General features: G+C 60.0%; 9 protein-coding genes and 1 tRNA gene. 8 read left to right on the forward strand and 2 right to left on the reverse strand.

Features of this window, described 5'->3' with window-relative positions; genetic code table 11:
- Nucleotides 1-388 precede the first annotated feature (388 nt).
- Nucleotides 389-1321 carry a DDE-type integrase/transposase/recombinase gene (locus tag DQW77_RS14650; RefSeq protein WP_113258977.1) on the forward strand — a complete coding sequence of 311 codons (933 nt, stop codon included), beginning with the start codon at nucleotides 389-391 and terminating at the stop codon, nucleotides 1319-1321.
- Between the two features lie 340 nt (nucleotides 1322-1661).
- Here the strand turns inward: DQW77_RS14650 and DQW77_RS14655 are convergent.
- Nucleotides 1662-1751 (reverse strand) — tRNA-Ser (locus tag DQW77_RS14655).
- Between the two features lie 282 nt (nucleotides 1752-2033).
- Here DQW77_RS14655 and DQW77_RS18065 point away from each other — a divergent pair.
- The 7 genes from DQW77_RS18065 to DQW77_RS14690 all read left to right on the forward strand — a co-directional run bounded on the left by DQW77_RS18065 (nucleotide 2034) and on the right by DQW77_RS14690 (nucleotide 16462).
- Nucleotides 2034-2582, forward strand: coding sequence for a hypothetical protein (locus DQW77_RS18065; protein WP_147094982.1), 549 nt, complete (start codon nucleotides 2034-2036; stop codon nucleotides 2580-2582).
- 255 nt (nucleotides 2583-2837) lie between these two features.
- On the forward strand, nucleotides 2838-4718 hold the full coding sequence (locus DQW77_RS14665) for a site-specific integrase (RefSeq protein ID WP_113258979.1): 1881 nt from the start codon (nucleotides 2838-2840) through the stop codon (nucleotides 4716-4718).
- Nucleotides 4719-4870: 152 nt separating this feature from the next.
- Nucleotides 4871-6388, forward strand: a complete 1518-nt coding sequence (locus DQW77_RS14670) for a tyrosine-type recombinase/integrase (protein WP_181711285.1) — start codon at nucleotides 4871-4873, stop codon at nucleotides 6386-6388.
- Nucleotides 6389-6743: 355 nt separating this feature from the next.
- Nucleotides 6744-7148 (forward strand): hypothetical protein, encoded by a 405-nt coding sequence (locus DQW77_RS14675; protein ID WP_113258981.1) that lies wholly within the window; start codon nucleotides 6744-6746, stop codon nucleotides 7146-7148.
- A gap of 407 nt (nucleotides 7149-7555) precedes the next feature.
- Nucleotides 7556-12676, forward strand: a complete 5121-nt coding sequence (locus DQW77_RS14680) for an AAA domain-containing protein (protein WP_113258982.1) — start codon at nucleotides 7556-7558, stop codon at nucleotides 12674-12676.
- 40 nt (nucleotides 12677-12716) lie between these two features.
- Nucleotides 12717-13847 (forward strand): metallophosphoesterase, encoded by a 1131-nt coding sequence (locus DQW77_RS14685; RefSeq protein WP_113258983.1) that lies wholly within the window; start codon nucleotides 12717-12719, stop codon nucleotides 13845-13847.
- Entirely contained in the window at nucleotides 13844-16462 is a 2619-nt protein-coding gene (locus tag DQW77_RS14690; RefSeq protein ID WP_113258984.1) for an AAA family ATPase, read from the forward strand. The genes DQW77_RS14685 and DQW77_RS14690 overlap by 4 nt, the downstream gene beginning before the upstream one ends.
- A gap of 42 nt (nucleotides 16463-16504) precedes the next feature.
- Here DQW77_RS14690 and DQW77_RS14695 read toward each other — a convergent pair whose 3' ends face one another.
- Nucleotides 16505-17365, reverse strand: coding sequence for a hypothetical protein (locus DQW77_RS14695; RefSeq protein WP_113258985.1), 861 nt, complete (start codon nucleotides 17363-17365; stop codon nucleotides 16505-16507).
- Nucleotides 17366-17515 lie beyond the last annotated feature (150 nt).

Genomic DNA, 17515 nt, shown 5'->3' on the forward strand with positions numbered 1-17515 from the left:
TTGACGTTTCCATCAGTAACACCTGCTCTTCCTCCGTGCCAAAGCGCACGGATGTTAACAATGCAGGTGGGTCAGTTTTAGATGATCATACCCACCCAAGTGGGTCACTTTTGCATGCCGATTCACAACGGAGTGGCGTGACAAGGTCCTGAAGGGTGCGGAAAGCGCGCTCAAGGAGCGCGAGCGCGACGCGCGTGATGACGAGATCGCGCGGCTGAAGGCCAAGGTGGGCGAGATCACCATGGACAAGGAGTTGCTCTACGCCAGGATCGACAAGCTGGAGGGTGGCCGCCCTTTGGCCCGGCGGAGGCTTTGAGGCCGATCGCGCAGCGATCATTCGATCCGGGGGATCGAATGAAGGCCGAAAAGGCCGGAGGCAGGCGAAGAAATGAGCCAGACGCATTCGATCTCCACGCATCGCCGCTTTGGGATGTCCCGCGTCTGCAGGATCTGGGGCGTGCCCCGGGCGACGGTCTACCGGTATCGTGCTGCGACCGATGGTGCCGCGGCCGCCAATGCGGGGCGTCCGCCGAAGCGGCGTGGGCCGCAGGGCGCGTGCAGCGACGCCGAGCTGCTGATCCACACCCAGGCCGTGATCACTGCCTCGCCCTTTTCCGGCGAGGGGTATCGCAAGGTCTGGGCGCGGCTGCGGGCCAAGGGCGTGCGCACCGCCGCGCGCCGGGTGCGGCGGGTCATGAACGAGAACAACTTGCTCGCGCCGCAGCGACCTGTCCAGCGCGACGCACATCCCCATGCGGGCACCATCGTCACCGACAAGGTGGACGAGGTCTGGGGCACAGACATGACCCAGACGGTCACCACTGGTGAGGGGCGCGCCTATGTGTTCATCGCGATCGATCATTGCTCGGGCGAGTTCATCGGCACCCATGCCTCGTCGAGCGCAAGCCGGTGGCAGGCCCTGGAGCCGGTCCGCCAAGGCGTCACCCGCCACTTCGGCGGCGTGGGGCCGGGCGTTGCCAAGGGCCTGACCCTGCGCCACGATCAAGGCTCGAACTACATGGCCGACGACTTCCAGAGCGAGATCGAATGCTTCGGCATCATCAGCTCGCCCGCCTTCGTTCGACAGCCCGAGGGCAACGGCGTGGCCGAACGCGCCATTCGCACGCTCAAGGAGCAACTGCTCTGGGTGCGCCACTTCACGACGGTAGAGGAGCTCAGGCAGGCGCTGGCCGCCTTTGCGGCGGAGCACAACGCCTCATGGCTCCGGCAGCGCCACGGGTACAAGACACCCGATCAGATCAGGGCTGAACAAAAAGCCCTTGAACCCGAAGCCGCCACGGGGGTTAAGATGGCGGCCTAACCAGAGCAACGCGCTGTCTCAGAACCGTGCCCCGGTACAACTCTGGACGGCGCGGGCGCATAAAGAGGATGATGGGTGATGACGGCGGACTGTTCGTAGACAGCTAAGATCCCTGTATGGGGAACGAGCTTGCTCAGCATAACCGCCACGAGCCATCCGCTGCGCTAAAACAGGGGCAACGCTCAGCCTATAAATCCAACCCTTGCGACTTTGATTTACGCGCCATCCTGCGACTCAAGAAATGGGCCGACATGCACACATAGTGCACGCGCACGCTCCCCAGATTATCGAAAGGCCCCGGCGGAAAGTCGGGGCTTTTCCTTTAATATCAAGGGGTTGATGGCGGAGACGAAGGGATTCGAACCCTCGAGACGGTTTCCCGCCTACTCCCTTAGCAGGGGAGCGCCTTCGACCACTCGGCCACGTCTCCGCCGACGCGTATATCCGCACAAGCGATGGATTTACAAGGCAAAAATTCAAACACTTGGCGGTCCGTCGCAGACCCGTCCAAACCCTTGAAATGGCATGGAAAGGAACGACGCGGAACCGGAAGTGGGCAAGATCTGGTCATTTCCCCTTTCGGCAAAAGTGCCTTAGGCAACTCGGCCGGCCCCTCCATTCAGGCCTGCGTGGCTGCGTTGCACTTCCTCTAAACTCCGTTTTTGGGCTCGACGAAGTGAACCGATCTCCTGGCTACGAAGGAGATTGACCCATGAAATCCGAAGCCACCCGCGACCAGATTCAAAAGCGTTCAGCAAGCAAAAACCGATCCTGTGACGGCGCTTCAAGAGAAGACAATGCTGCTCCAAGCCGAAGCGCGGCAGAAACGCGTGAGATTGCGCGTGCGCTTGCACAGTATCCGATACCAGAGTTTACGAAGAAGAATATTTCAAGAAGGTGGTCCGTCGGTGCTGACACGGTTCGGCGCGTATTGCGCGACTTTGGCCTCAATCCCGGGAAAACGCGCGACCTCACCGTCCCGCTCACCGACCTACTGGCTGTCGAAGGCGTAAGCGACCCCCTGAAGGCCTGGGCACTTTGCTCGGATGACGAGCGGCTGGTCCTTCTCGCGGACCTCCTCACGCCAGAGAGCAAGCGTGAGGACGACAATCGCTTGTCAAAGTTGCATTTAGGCACTTATAGGCGGCACGCCCGCGAAGGGCGCCTCGTCTCCATACGCATCGGTAAACAACACCGGTTCCGGCGCGATCTGGCATCCGCGCTTTACTGCCACGAGATGCTCCTGAGCAAACAAAAATGACACCGTTCTCAGAGAGAATTGCGGTGTTGATGACGCGAAAAGTGCGATCCACGCACTTTGTGCCGAATCATAACACAATGACACAAACGCTCTGTTGGACTTGGGTCAAAGGCCCAACAGGGCGTCCGTGTCAGACCTCTCCCCCAAACACCGATTTGCGCACATTGCGCGTCATTGCGCACACGCACGCGCCCCAGTCGTGAGGGCGGCGCGGATAGCGCACCTGCCCGAAAAGATTTTCGAAGGAAGAATCAAATGACTGTCATGCACCATCCCAGCAACATTAACACTCGAGACACAGTCCGGATGGATCTTGCCACCGCAAAAACCCGGTTTTCCGCCGGTGTCTTCGACGAAAATTGGGCCGAAACCCGGCGCCTCAAAATCCGGGGATCGGTGAACAAGGCCCTGAAGGTCTACAATGCAATGGGCATCGCGGACGCCGAGGAACTCATCCTTTGCGACCCAGACGAGCCGAAACGTATCTATGCCGAGATCAAGAGGACCGGGCGCATCCCGAGGGGGTGCGGTTTCAAAAACCTCACGTCGGTCAAAGTGTGGGCCAGCAATCTTTCCTCTTTCTTCGACGTCGCTTCGGGACGCCGGGCTGCGATCAATGTGCTTCGTTCGATTGACGATGACTGGGCCGCTTTGATCGACCATGTCGTTGGTCGCAGCGAAGGGCCAGTGCTTCTGAACACCTATGAGCGGCAACCCCTCAATATCTTGGCACGGGAATGCCGCCTGCGTGGTATGTCCCTACGCGAATTGACCAGCCTACAGATCGAAGGTTTCGCGCGTGATCTCCTCCCAAACATCAAGGATGCTGTGAGGCGCGGCACCAAGCGTTTGGATAAGTTGCGTGACGACGACCGTGTGCCCAACTGCCTCCTCCCTATCAAACCTATCGGCCCACTTAGACACCTAACGGCGCCTCATCAGCGCTCTACGCCTCCGTTGCATCCGGAGTTAGAGGCTCATCTGCAGGATTACCTCGACCGGCGACGACGCGGAGAACAAACCCTTGAATACGGAACGGAAAACCGAAGCATCGAAACAGATGGTATCGGTGAAGATCGCGCAGAAAACATCGCGACAGCCGTACGCTGGTATTGGCATGGTACGGTCGAATTGGGCTTGGCCGCACCGGACAGGCCCTTGGATCGCGAGGCGTTCACTCGCCCTGAAGTGCTGGCCGATGTCGTGGAGGTTTGCGCCGAAGGCGGGCTTGGACCGATATGCCAGCCGGACGTCCGGCGGGCTTACGCCCAATCAGCGATCCAATTTCTTAGTGACCTGTGCCCCAACTATAGCGGCAAATGCGTGCCTTCGCTCTTCGATGCCAGATCATTGCGTCGCCGCGTCGAGGAGGAAAGCGTAAATGCGGCTTTCAAGCGAGAAACCTGTCTGCGCTTTATCGATGACGAGAATTTTCAACGTCGGTTTTTCTCAATGCCAAAGGTCTTCTTCGACGAGGCAAGGCCTTTGATCGAACGGTTCGACGTATTGAAGAACTCCGATGAACCGGGATTGAACAAGACCCAACACCGAGCTCTGGATCTGGCGATCATGGCCGTCCACACGGTGATCAGCACGCGATATCCTCTTCGTTTGGCTACCCGTCAAAAACTATTAACTGGCGGCTCCAAGCCGCACGTGATTTTTTCTGAGCGGGCACGGGGTCAGAATGAGCTATCCATTCTTGTACCCGGTCATATCGTCAAGAACGGTTACTTCGCCGAGGGCGTCCCCTTGCTCAAAACCCGGACGATAGATCCCAGGGCAGTCATGGACTGGTATCTCAGGAAAGCCCACCCGCTTATCCTAAAGCACAAGCCGAGCCACGCGAAATACAGGCAACCAAACGCCTTGTTCTGCGGCCTACATGTTGAGACCCTACGGCGTATTTGGCGAAACTATACCTCTGAGATTGGGCTCAACGTGACGCCGCATATGTGCCGTCACATCGTTGCCAGCCATCTCTATGCCAATGGTGTGCCCGTTTGCCAAATCGCCGAGTTGCTCGGCGACAAAGAAAACACTGTCCGGAATGCCTACCTGTTTGTCGACCGGGCCCGCCGGCTTCGGGATGTCATGGAGGCGCAGGCCGAGATCTACAGGAGATTGGGTGTATGACGAGCACAATACCCGCAGAGTGGCCCGTCGACTTTCAGCCGGTTCTTGAGACACGGCTGAAGACTGCCTCTAAGCCCATGCGCTGGCGAATTCTCCGCACCGTTCGGATGTATTGCACGTGGTCCCGGGACGAATTCCCGGGACGTCCCGTCGTGTTCGATCTTGACGGTTGGAAGGCTTTTCGCCGTTTTTTGGGCACCTCACTGACCGTCGATGTGACACGGCAATATATGCGTGTCCTCTACGACTTGGGCACGTCTGGTCCCGACAAGGACCTGCGTGATTGGCTGTACGAAAACGAAATCGACAAACGATCTGTGAGCGACATCATCGCTGCCCGGTGGTGGCCAACAGACATGCGACACCTCGCCAAGGATTTACATGTATCAGAGAGGCGCCGCTTTCTGAAAGAAGTCGACGGCTACCTGCGTTGCATCGATCGACTTGGAGCCTTGCCTGCCGCCCCCTTGCCCCATCTGTATCTCACTGAGATGATCGCAGAACGCACCCGATATCAGCGGCTTTCGCGTCTATGCGTCGGCATGGAAATGTTGACCCATGGTCATCCCCACCTTGTCGTGCTCCGGCGCGCACAGACTGATCTGTATTCACGGGTCTGGCCACCAAGTCCATCTCAGCCGTCTTCCCAAAAGCGGGTGATCGCGGAGGTAGAGGCGCTTCTGAATGACCTTACTTCCCGGTACCCGGCGACCGAATGGAGTGCCTCAACTGTCGGAAATCACCGGAAAAGCCTGATTCTGCATCATGATCTGCTTGCCTCAAAGGGGCGCGCGATCAGCTTTGATAAGAGCGCGCTCGATATCTTTGCCGACCACGCACTGAACCGCCTGGAGCATTGGGAGCAGACAAACGGCGAAAAAGGCTGGTGTCGCCGTAGCGTCGCCACGTACTGCGCGCAGCTTGGGCCATTTATTCAAGACATAGAGGAGCGCCGGAAATGGAGTCGTTTTACAAATCGGTTTTGGGCTCTGGCGGATAAGAATGGCGATCCCAAGGCAAAGGAACGGGCGCTGTGTGAACGTCCGATGTCCCTCGAGGACTATTTCCGCCGCGCACATCAACTCATCGATCGGGCGAACAATACTACGAACGTACAAGTTCGAAGAGGACTCCTGACCGTTGCGGGCGTTCTCGGAATCCTGTTGGTCTTCCCGTTACGGCGCGGCGACCTGTGCCGCCTTATCATTGGCGATCAATTGTCTCGGAACGCTAAGAGCTGGATGCTTGATCTCGGTTGGACGAAGAAGTCAGGTACACGGGTCGAGCCTTTGGTTTTGCCTGAAGAGGTGTCGCCTTTTCTCGACGCCTGCCTGCTGCAGGGCACGGAGCCGAGGTCTTTATGGCGCGTATATCGCGAACGCTCCGGTGCGCCTTTTCTTGAGTCACCCAAAAGAGCAGGTGAGGCCTATTCGCTGGACGCTCTCAGCACACTGGTGGCGCGTCACAGCGGACATGGGCCCCACGTCCTTCGAACAATATGGGCTGATACATTGGTGGCCCGCGGAGCAGACCGCGAGGTGATCGCCGCGATGCTTCAACACAAGAACCCTCTTTCGCAGGAAGCCTACGAGTTTCTCGCCCGGAAAATTCGCTTGCGCGAAGCTGCGCGGGCATTGAGGGACTTGGCAGATCAGGCCACCGCAGCCTGAATTTATCTCAGGCCTATATCGACGCGATGTAGAGCTCTGCCTTTGCAAATAGCGTTTGCCTGGCCCGATGCTTTGACGCGTCGGGCCCAAAGGCGAAACCAGTTTCAAGAGAAACGCTGTTGCGGGTTCTCAAATTTTTTGGCGTCGAGTGGTTTTTTGATCCACGCCAAGAAATTTCAGAACGAATTCCAATTTTCGCTTCGTGCCCGATGCTTCTGGCCAACATCCATTTTGAAAGGAAACAGGACGATTGGGAGACACCATACTCTGACGGTCGCAACGGCCTTGTCGTTCAACCCGACGCGACCATCGGCAATGATCATTGCCCGGATTAACTCCAATAATGGAGTCATATATGAACTCGATCCTTCCCATTCACTTCGGATGGTCTTCCGACGATATTGATGCGTGCGGCGACGTAGATGCACTGTCGTTGGCGATAGACCGTCTCGGTCTTTATCTGGATCAGGAACGCGAGACGCTTGTCCAGGTTCTAAACGAGGCAGGCTACGTTCGCACCGCTGGTGTAATCGATGGGCTCTCAGGACTGCACCTCGAGCCCGACTGTACGGATTGGAACGTCACGCAGCTTCTGCTCGATGTGCGCCGGACCCTTGTTCCAGCGCTGGATGAAATGGCTGCCGTATCCGTCAATACAGATCACATTTCATCGTCCCATCGGGACTTCGATACACGCGTGAGCTGGGTATGCGCACGGTTGAAGGACATCATTTCAACGCTCGATTGGGCGTTGAGCTGAGAAATACACTCCGGAGCCCGTCGATACGGGCTCCGGTATAAAGACGAATGAGCAGAAAACAGCATCGTTCAAATAGAAGTCGGGTGACGCATTCTCCAGTTTCGGAGGCGAAAAGAATGGTCCTTTCGACTCTATCCTATGCAGTAGCTGACGGCCCTTATGGTGCGCGACTGAATGATTTGCTCACGGCGTTTTACGAGCACAAGAAACCATAAACGCAATCATTGTTGGACCCGGGCAGGGTTGTTTTCTTCCAAGGCCCAGTAAAAGCAGAAAATACAGAAATTTGGCCAATTTTCCCTGCGAACACCTGCGATGAGCACTGGAATCCGGACCTACGGATGTGTACCAATCCGATACTCGCCCGGTAAAGTTGAAAGGCAGATCGCTTAATAATTGGAGCGGCTTTGAAAAACGAAACGGAAAATAACCATTTAGAGGATGATGCGGACCGCAAAGGCCTCCAGGGTCTTCTCGGTTTTGCACAAGGCGTCCTCACGGCACGCGCCAAGGTTCAGATGACCATGGGTGCAGGCCTTGGTGTTTTTCACGAGAATGATATTGTTGGCCTGCCAGGCGTACAGGTCGACTGCGACGACGGGGCATGGATCCGGATTGCGCGCCAGCGCGAAACAAGACCACCCGAACCCGCCGAACATGTTGCTACCTTCCTTGTCACCAGTCCGACTGATCCATCCAAAGCGCCGCAACTCAAAGATGCCGTGTCCGTCGAGGTTACTATTGAGGAAGCCTCCGACCTTGTGGAAGGCGAGCTCGTGCAGCCGGACAATGTCCATGCAATCGTCGAAAAGGGCGTAACCGTCGACAATCGTGTCAGGGCGATCATCCTGGCCAAGGATTGCCCGGAAATGCGCCGCGATTTTGAACAATACCTGTCCGGCCCCTGGGCTGAATGGGCCAAGGCAGAGGAACCGGTTCGCAAGAGCATATCCCTCTACAATGATCTTTTCCGGATCAACTCAGAGATCCACACGTCCGAAGGAACGCCGCCCGAGCTCGTTTGGGGGATCGGTATCGGACGCTGGAAGCACAAGATCGATCGCGTGGATATGCCGATCATTGAGCAACTGGTCGATATTGAGGTCGAAGATGGTGGTGCGATCGTCATCCATCCACGGGACCTCGCACCGCGCCTCTCCCTCAAACCCTACCTCGAGCTCGAAATCGACGGGGCCGCCAAGCTCCAGCGCAATCTCCAGGAGCGATTAGAGCAAATTCTTCTCGGAGAAGTAGAATTTTCGCCCTTCACAACCGCCTGGGAGCCGCTTCTCGCGACATCAGCCGCGCAGCTTTCAAGTACCGGCACGCATATCGATCGAGAGCAGTGGAATGCAGGCGAGCGCCTCGAAAATATCGGCGAAGACCTTCGCATCACTTCCTGTTGGACGATTTTCGGGCGCGCCCGGTCGAATGAAGCCCGAGCCGAAGACCTTGAAGCGCTACGCAAGCGTGTTGGCGATACGGAAACGGATATCCCGGACGCCATTCGCGGTTACGCCGTCACGCCGCCTGACACACCAGCCGCTTATACCTCTGCCTGGGGGATCGACAGCGCCGTTCTCGGCGGCATCAAGAATACATGGACAGCCCCGACAGGTACATCGGATGGTGGCGACGGCATCCATGAACCTTCCGCGACGCCCAAGGATGCGCAGGGCACCGGAACCGAGCCACCCCGCGTGCATTTCTTCCCCCTGCCTTTCAACGAAGAGCAGGGCAATATCTCGGACATGATCGACGACAGGGATCTGCACGTGGTCTGTGTTTCGGGCCCTCCGGGCACTGGAAAGACGCATTCCATCGCGAATATCATTAGCCACCAGATGTCCCTTGGAAAGCGTGTCCTCGTCACCGCACGTACGCCAGAGGCGATCGCCGCCGTCCGTGAAAAGCTTCCCCTCTCCCTTCAGCCGCTGGTTATTGCCTCGGTCGGAACCGACCGCGAAAGCGCCCAGCAACTCCAGGAAGCCGTAACGGAGTTGTCCAACGAGGTAGTCGGCCTGAACGAGAACGACGCGCTGGCACTCAAATCCCGCCTGGAAAGCGATATCGTGGCTTGCGATGCCGATGCTCAAAAGGCGGATGAGCAACTCTCGCAGATCGCGCGGGTCAACCTCGCTCCGATCGAATGGAACGGTGACAAGCATACTCCAATGGAGATGGTCGAGATCCTTTCTGCGGCCGCCGGGGATTTCGATTGGTTCACCGATCGTCCATCGAAAGCGCCGCCGGCCCAGCTGGACGATACACTCACCCGACTTCAATCGGATCTTCCCGACCTGGCAGGAGATATTGTCTATGCTGGAGCAGACCTTCCTGCGCCGGAAGACTTGCCCGGAACGGCGGATCTCATTGCCGCTCATGATACCGAAAGGGCCCGGCACAGGCGCGAGATCCCTGATTATTCGACAGCGCCGACCATGGCGCGGGATACTGCTGGCGCGGACCAGCAGGGACGCGCCATTCTCGGCGAGTTGCGGGATCTCTCCACACTACTGGATAGTCTGGATGAACAGGCTCGGACATTTGCCACCAACGCGAGCGACCCCGATACATCAATCACGTGCGGCGCGCTGAGCAAAACCCTTTCATATCTCGAAACCTACGCCGATCTCGCGAATATCGCAACCGTCCGGTACCCCAAGCACACCATCCCGGTCGAAGAAGTTGAACAGGCCGCACAACGTGGAGCCGCGGGCCAAAAACCGGTACCCTTCTCCTTCTTCAATGGCGCAATGAAACAGGCCATCGCCAGCGTCCGTGTCGATGGTCGCGAGCCGTCCTCGGCCAAGGAGTGGAAAACGGTACACCAGGCATGTCGGCTTCAGAAAAACCGAAGCCAGATCGTCGATGTGCTCCGGCCCTTCATCGACATGCGATTTATCGGCGAACCTCCCCATCCCTCCTGGGAAATCGCGGTTTATCTCGACACCCTTAAGGCCAGGATCCGGGCGGCCATCAGGGCCGCAGAACGGATCGAGACATCCTGTGACGCACTCAAGCCGCTCTTCCCTTACGGCCTCGACTTCGCGCAGATCAGAAAGACCCACGACCTTTACCCAGCCATTTTCGCGCTGGAGGGTAACCTGCCAGACGACTACGAGGCCCCGGAAGCGCTGACTCGCATTCAGAAACTCTCGCGAAACGCCAAGCTGCCGGTCGAGAAAGCAATCGCCTCCCTGGCTGACGCCATCGGCAAGGGTGAAGTCGATGGCGGCCAGATCGTGAAGCTGCGAGGCGAGATTACCGCGGAACTCGACCGCCTCGCGAAGGTAATGTCCCGCCTCAAGGCTCTCGGAAATGATCTCGACAGCTTGGCCGAAGCCGGCGCGCCCTACTGGGCGTCGCGCCTGCAGGATGCGCCGCTGGATGCCCCCGACCTGATCCCGGAGACGTGGCGCGATGCTTGGTCTTGGGCACAGATGTCAGCTCAGGTCGATAAGATCATCGAACTCGGCAACGGCGACAAGCACCGAGAGGCAAAGGCCGAAGCGATGAAGCGGAGGCGCAAGCATTTCGAGGAGCTGATCCGCATTCGCACACTGCTCGGTCTGCGGGCACGAATGACGCCCTCTATCCGGCAGGCCTTGGAGGCCTTCACCCAAGCTGTGTCCAAAATTGGCACCGGCAAGGGCAAGAAGGCACCGCGCTACATCCGGGAAGCGCGCCTTGCGGCCCGCAAGGCGTCCTCGGCCGCGCCGGTCTGGATCATGCCCGAATACAAGATTCCCGAACAGCTCCCGGCCGAGTTCGGGGACTTCGACCTTGTCATCCTCGACGAGGCCTCCCAGAGCGACATCACTGCATTGGCCGCGCTGGCCCGCGGCAAGAAAGTTCTGGTTGTCGGCGACGAAGAACAGGTCAGCCCTTCAGCCGTCGGCATACAGACCCAGAAAATCAATGCCCTGCGCGCCGAGCACCTGACCGGGTTGCCCAACGCCGGCCTTATCGACGAAAACTCGTCCATTTTCGAGATCACCAAGCGGATGCATCCCGACAGCCATGTCATGCTCCGGGAGCACTTCCGGTGCGTTGCACCCATCATCCAGTTCTCCACACGGTTCTATAGCAATGCGCTTGTCCCCCTTAGGGTTCCCAAGGCATCCGAGCGGTTCGATCCACCACTCTGCGACGTCTATATCCCCGACGCCACACGACAGGGAAAAACCAACGCACATGAGGCGCGATGGATTGTCGACGAAATCGCTCGGTTGGTGGCTGATCCTACCCATGACGGGCGCGACATCGGGGTTATCTCGCTGATCGGGGCCGAACAGGCCGAGAAGATAGGACGCATGCTTGTCGAGGACCCCAGGGTCGGGCCCGAGGTCATAGAGAAACGTCACATCATTTACGGCGACGCGCGCACCATGCAGGGTCAGGAACGATCAATTGTCTTCCTGTCCATGGTGGCTACTCCGAAAACCGTGCGTTCGCAGACGACAAAGGCCGACCAACAGCGCATTAACGTCGCTATGAGCCGCGCGAAGGACCGGCTTTACCTCGTTCGCTCGGTTGAGCTCGAAGACCTGTCTCCAGGCGACATCAAAGCCGCGATCCTCGAGCATTTCCAGAACCCGATGCCCGATGGGCGCGGGATGATGGGCAGCGAGGTGGAGACCCTTCTGGACCGGTGCGACAGCGGCTTTGAGCGTGAGGTGCTTCAACGGCTTCTGGACTCCAATTACCGCGTGCGCCCGCAAGTGCCGGCCGGCGGTTTCTTTATCGATCTCGTGGTCGAGGGCAACGAGGATCGGCGGCTCGCCATCGAGCTCGACGGTGACCGCTACCACGGGCCTGATGTCTGGGATCGCGATATGGCTCGCCAGGCCGCTCTGGAACGGGCCGGGTGGGTTTTCTGGCGTGTATTCGGCAGTCAGTGGAAAGCGAACCGCGAGTTCTGGTGGCAAAACCTCTTGGAAACCCTCGATCGGATGCAGATCACCCCCATCGGTGCCGGAGAGATCGACGAGCGGTTCACCGAAACCATCACGGTCTCAGCTGAAAACGCCTCGAATGACGGCGAAAACGCCGACGACCCCGATTGGCCCGAGGTCGACCCGGATCATGACCATGAGCCCGAAACCGGATCCATGGCAAGGGCCGCGCAGCCCGGAGAGCCAACGCAACCCGACCCTTATACGCCCCCGGGAAAGGCTACTGAACCGAGCCCGACGAACCCGGCCGAGGAAAAGCCCGTGCCATCGTCAGTCGAACTCCACCCTATGTCGGAAGTAGACCAGATGTGCTTCCCGCTTGACGACCCGGATGCTGACCGTAAACAAAAGATCATTGGTCCGGGAAGCACCGTCAAGCTGGAAAAAATCGCCAATGGCGGTGGCAAGATGCACATCACTCTTGTCGACAGTGCGCACGACCCGGAAAACGGCTATATTGGCACCCACACACCGCTTGGGCAGGCCCTTCTCGATGCACGCACCGGGGATACGGTCGAATACCACGCCGGCGCCTACCTCAGGGAAGTTCGAGTCCTTTCAGTAGATTGAATTGCCTGACGACCGGGGGAATCACTTTTAAGGAGCCAAAGTGACATTTCGATTCATTCATTCCTCCGACCTTCATATCGGCCGGAAATTCGCCAACATCCCGGAACCGGCTGACGGCAATATCCGCGGTCGCCTGATGGAAGCCCGGCACGGCGCGATCGCCCGGCTGGCATCGGCGGCGCGCGACCGAGGGGCCGGGCATGTGCTGTTGGCGGGCGACACGTTCGATACCGCCACTCCTTCGGCTACAGTTATCCGACAGGCGCTCGCCGCCATGGCCGAGGCACCCGACGTGACGTGGTGGCTGCTGCCGGGCAACCACGACAACCTTAGAGATGCCGAGCCTCTCTGGGAGGCGATCTGCCGCGATGCGCCGGGCAACTTGGTGGCCCTTTTGGATACATCGCCGCATGATCTTGACGAGGTGGCGACGCTCTTGCCCTGCCCCATTGCCTTCCGCTCCGGTGCGAGTGATCCGTCCGAGCCGCTGGTGACCATGACCAGCGACGAGGGCCGGATGCGGATTGGGCTGGCGCATGGTGGCGTGACCGACTTCACCGATACGGGCGAGGCCATCGCCCCCGACCGCGACCGGAGCGCAAGGCTCGATTACCTCGCGCTGGGAGACTGGCACGGGCGGATGGCTGTGTCGGAACGGGTACACTATTCCGGCACACCCGAGCAGGACCGCTTCAAGCATAGCCGCCGGGGCGTCTGCCTCTGCGTAGGAATCGAGGGGCCAGGCGCCATTCCCGAGGTGGAAGAGATCGAGACCGGCACCTTCCTCTGGCAAGAGGTCGAGCTGCCCTTGCACCCACGGCAGGATGCAGCCGCCGCGCTGAACGACGTCCTGCCGCCATCCGGGCGGCGCGATATCCTGATGCGAGTAGCGGCGACGGGCTGGGTCGGGCTGCCCGACCGGGCCGACCTGGAGCGCGCCGCGACAGACTGCGCGCCCGAATTCGCCCATTTCAACCTGGTGACCGATGCACTGGGCACGCAGTATGACTCCGCCGATCTCGACGAGATCGACCGGGGCGGCGCGCTGCGGCTGGCGGCCAACATGCTGAAGGAGGACGCCGAATCCGATGCCCTCTCGCAGCAGGATCGCGACGTCGCCGCCGACGCGCTCGCCCGTCTTTACGCCTATGTCCGGGAGGCCTCGGAATGAAGATCCGCTCCATCACCCTCGACAATGTCCGCCGCTTCACTGACCCGGTGCGCGTCGGCGAGATCGGCGACGGGCTGAACGTCCTCAGCGAGCCCAACGAGCAGGGCAAATCGACGCTGTTCGACGCGATCCAGGCGCTGTTCTTCAAGCCCCACGGCTCCCGCGACAAGGAGGTCACGGCCCTGCGCCCCCATGTCGGCGGTGCCCCGCAGGTGACAATCGAGATCGAGGCTGACGGCAGACGCTTCACCGTGACAAAACGGTGGCTGCAGAAGCCCGCAGCGACGGTCCACCGCGACGGCAAGTTGATCGCCCAGGCTGATGAGGCGGAGGCGTGGATCGCCGACCTGCTGGGCGGGGATGCCGGCGGCCCCTCGGGCCTGATCTGGGTGCGGCAGGGCATGACCGAACTGACCGGCGGCTCGACGAAGGAACAGAAGGCCGCGCTCGAGGCCCGGCGCGACCTCATGTCGTCGGTCGGCGAAGAGGTAGAGGCAATGACTGGCGGGCGGCGGATGGACAGCGCCCTCGCCCGCGGCCGCGAGGAGCTGGACATCCTGGCGACCGGCAAGAACCGGACTGCGAAAAAAGGGGGGCCTTGGAAGGCAGCTCTGGATCGAGTGGAAGAGCTGACCGAACAGCGCGACGCCCTGGCCGCGACGGCGGACGACCTGCATGGCGCGCTTGCCGAACGCAAGCGGGCCCGCCGAGACCTGCGCGAGTTAGAAGACCCTGCGGCGGCCGAGGGCCGGCGGAAGAAGCTCGAGGCCGCTCGCGCTGCTCATACAGCTGCCGAACGCCACGCCGAGGAGCTCGACGCCGAGGCGCGCAAACTCGACATGGCGCGGCTGACCGCCGAACACGCACGCGCCCGGCTCGATGGGTTCCGCGAGGCACTCAAGGAAGAAACCGGCGCCACCGAGGCGGCAGCGGCGGCAGAGATGGCGGCCGCAAACAAGAAGACGACACTGGAGACTGCGCGCGCGGCGAAGGAAGCCACCGAGCGCGATCTGGACCTCGCGCAGAAGACCCTGAAATCAGCCGAGGCCGCTCGCACCCTCGCCCTGCGCGCCCGGGCCGCCCGCGACGGGGCCGACCGGCGGCGGGAACTGGAGCAACGCATCACCGAGGCGGAAAAGGCCCGCAGCGCGATGGAGACCGCCACGGCGGCCGCGCGCTCGGGCCCAGATGCAATGACTCTGAAACAGATCGAAAGCCTCGCCGCCGCTCATGCCACGGCCATCGCCGCGCGCGACTCCACGGCAACACAGGTCATCGCCCGATATACCGAAGGCCGGGCCGGCGCGATCCGCGCGGGCGAGACGTCCTTGCCCGACGGCCAACCCGTCCCCCTGCCCCGCGCCACCCGGCTCACCATCGCCGACATCGGTGAGCTCGAGGTCCACCCCGGCGACGCGGGCCATGACGAAAGCACGGTCGAGGCCGCGGCCGCCGCCCTGCGCAAGGCGCTTGACGCCATCGGCGCCGAAGATCACGACGCCGCTCGCTCCGCCGCCGCCGCCCGCACTGAGGCCGAGCGCAAGGCGGGCGAGGCGAAAGCCGTTCTGCAAAGCCTTGCTCCCGACGGGATCGACCCGCTACGCGAGGCGCTGGCGAAAATCCCGCAGGAGGAGGAGGACGCCGAAGCTCCCGACCCCGAAGATGCCGAAGCCGCGCTCGAGGCTGCCCGCGCGGCCCATGACCAGGCCCGCATTGCCCGCGACACCGCGTCTGACCGCGTGTCCGACGCCCGCGAAGCCGCCACCCGCGCCGAAACCACGCTCACCTCTCTCAGGGACCGCCTGAAGCGGGCTGAAGATGCGTTGGCGAAGTACGGCGGGAGCACCGAAGAGGCGCTGGCCTTCGAGGCCGCGCAAGCGGCCGAAGCGCTCACCGCCGCCGAGACAGTGCATGCCGAAAAGGCAAGCGAGGCCCCTGACCTTCCCGGCACCGAGGCAGCGCTAAACCGGGCCGTCTCGGTTGATCAGGGCGCACGCGACGAGATCGCCCGCCTGAAACCGCTTCTCGCCCGGCTCGACGAACGGATCAGCCGTTCCTCGGGCGACGCAGTCGAGGAATTGCTGGCCGAGACCGAAGAAGCGCTCGGTGCGGCCGAGGCCAACTTGGCCCGAATTGCGCACGAGGTGGAGGTGCTGCAGCGGCTGGAGACGGCGCTGGAGGCGGCCCGCACCGAAGCGCGCGAGCGGTACTTCACTCCCATCGCCCGAGAATTGAAGCCGCTCCTGCAGCTGCTTTGGCCCGAAGCCGAGCTCACCTGGGGCGAGGAGTCGCTGCTGCCCGACGCACTGATCCGAGATGGTCAGGAAGAACCAATCAATATCCTGTCCGGCGGCACGCAGGAGCAGGTGGCCCTGCTGGTGCGGCTGGCCTTCGCCCGGATGCTGGCCACCGCGGGGCGGGTTGCGCCGGTAATCCTCGATGATGCCCTTGTCTTCACGGATGACGACCGGATCGAGCGGATGTTCGACGCCTTGCACCGGCAGGCGGGCGATCTGCAGATCATCGTCTTGACCTGCCGCCAGCGTGCATTCCGGGATCTGGGCGGCAAAGCACTACGTCTGACCGAACCAGAAACGAGAGAGGCTGCATACTGAGGTTTTACATGAAATTCTCAACTACAACTCACGCGCTTTATCTCAAGAAACGGCAGACTTCTTCCTTGATGGCCTCGCATTTGCTTGCAGCCAGCTTTTAAGGTGGTTGACGTCGGCTTGCTTCAACAAACCGCGCTGCATCTCCCGAGTTTGCCCCAGCCAGCGAAGCCGCATGGATCCGTCTTTTTCTATACTCATACCGGCCATGCGCTCAAGGTGATCAGGTTTCAACATGCTTGCACTGTAGAAAGTGCGGAGCGAGAACACCCACCGGTCCCCTTGATAGGATTTATTTATTCCTGGCGAGACATTCCTTGTCTCAGCGAAGAATGCGCCACCCATGAAAGGAATAATGAATTCATAGGCTCCGTGTTGCTCCAACGATGTCAAGCCAAAGATCTGCGCAAGATCACGGGCAACAGCCATCGAGACCCTCACGATATAATCCAGGGATTTGTCATCGGCGATGCTGCGCTCAAGCATCCTTCTGATCGTATGATGGCTCATGTTTGCGACTGTGAGCAAAGAGGACTCCACTTTCTCCGAAGTGGCCGTATATAGAAGATTATTCAGAAAAACCGACTTTTCATCGTACCACAGCTCATCGATGTTATCTGGATGAAATACTTCGCTTTCCGGCGCTGCACTTATCAGCTGGGCACCAACTGACTTGAGTAATTCACTCCATGGGTGGGGTATGAATACCTCAGTAAAAGGTGGGCAGATTAGTGGTGAAATAGCTTCAAGGACGCGCCCCTCTTTCTCCATCTGAGAAGACAATGCGAATTTCTTAAATGCTTGCGCCGGTTGGGGGCTTTCAATCCATTCCAGGATTGAGATGTGGTCTGGCTGTTCTTGCAGAAAAGCAGTTGCATGACCCTTGGCGAGGCTTGCGTCCATCATTGTTTGCCTTTTTATCGTGTCTTAATCTTCGTGTTTGCGGGGTCTGACCTGCAAGGGTTACTTACTGCGTCATCGATTGGAGGCCGACCCGACTTGAGAGCGGATAGTGCAACGAACGAGATTCACGGACGAATAGACAACCGCCGTTCT

This window comes from Roseovarius sp. TE539 (assembly GCF_003298505.1).
Classification (GTDB): Bacteria; Pseudomonadota; Alphaproteobacteria; order Rhodobacterales; family Rhodobacteraceae; genus Roseovarius.

What these genes read in the sequence shown, in the direction of transcription:
- DQW77_RS18065 (WP_147094982.1), top strand. Translation starts at nt 2,034, where the DNA reads ATGAAATCCGAAGCCACCCGCGACCAGATTCAAAAGCGTTCAGCAAGC.
- DQW77_RS14675 (WP_113258981.1), top strand. Translation starts at nt 6,744, where the DNA reads ATGAACTCGATCCTTCCCATTCACTTCGGATGGTCTTCCGACGATATT.
- DQW77_RS14665 (WP_113258979.1), top strand. Translation starts at nt 2,838, where the DNA reads ATGACTGTCATGCACCATCCCAGCAACATTAACACTCGAGACACAGTC.
- DQW77_RS14695 (WP_113258985.1), bottom strand. Translation starts at nt 17,365, where the DNA reads ATGATGGACGCAAGCCTCGCCAAGGGTCATGCAACTGCTTTTCTGCAA.
- DQW77_RS14690 (WP_113258984.1), top strand. Translation starts at nt 13,844, where the DNA reads ATGAAGATCCGCTCCATCACCCTCGACAATGTCCGCCGCTTCACTGAC.
- DQW77_RS14650 (WP_113258977.1), top strand. Translation starts at nt 389, where the DNA reads ATGAGCCAGACGCATTCGATCTCCACGCATCGCCGCTTTGGGATGTCC.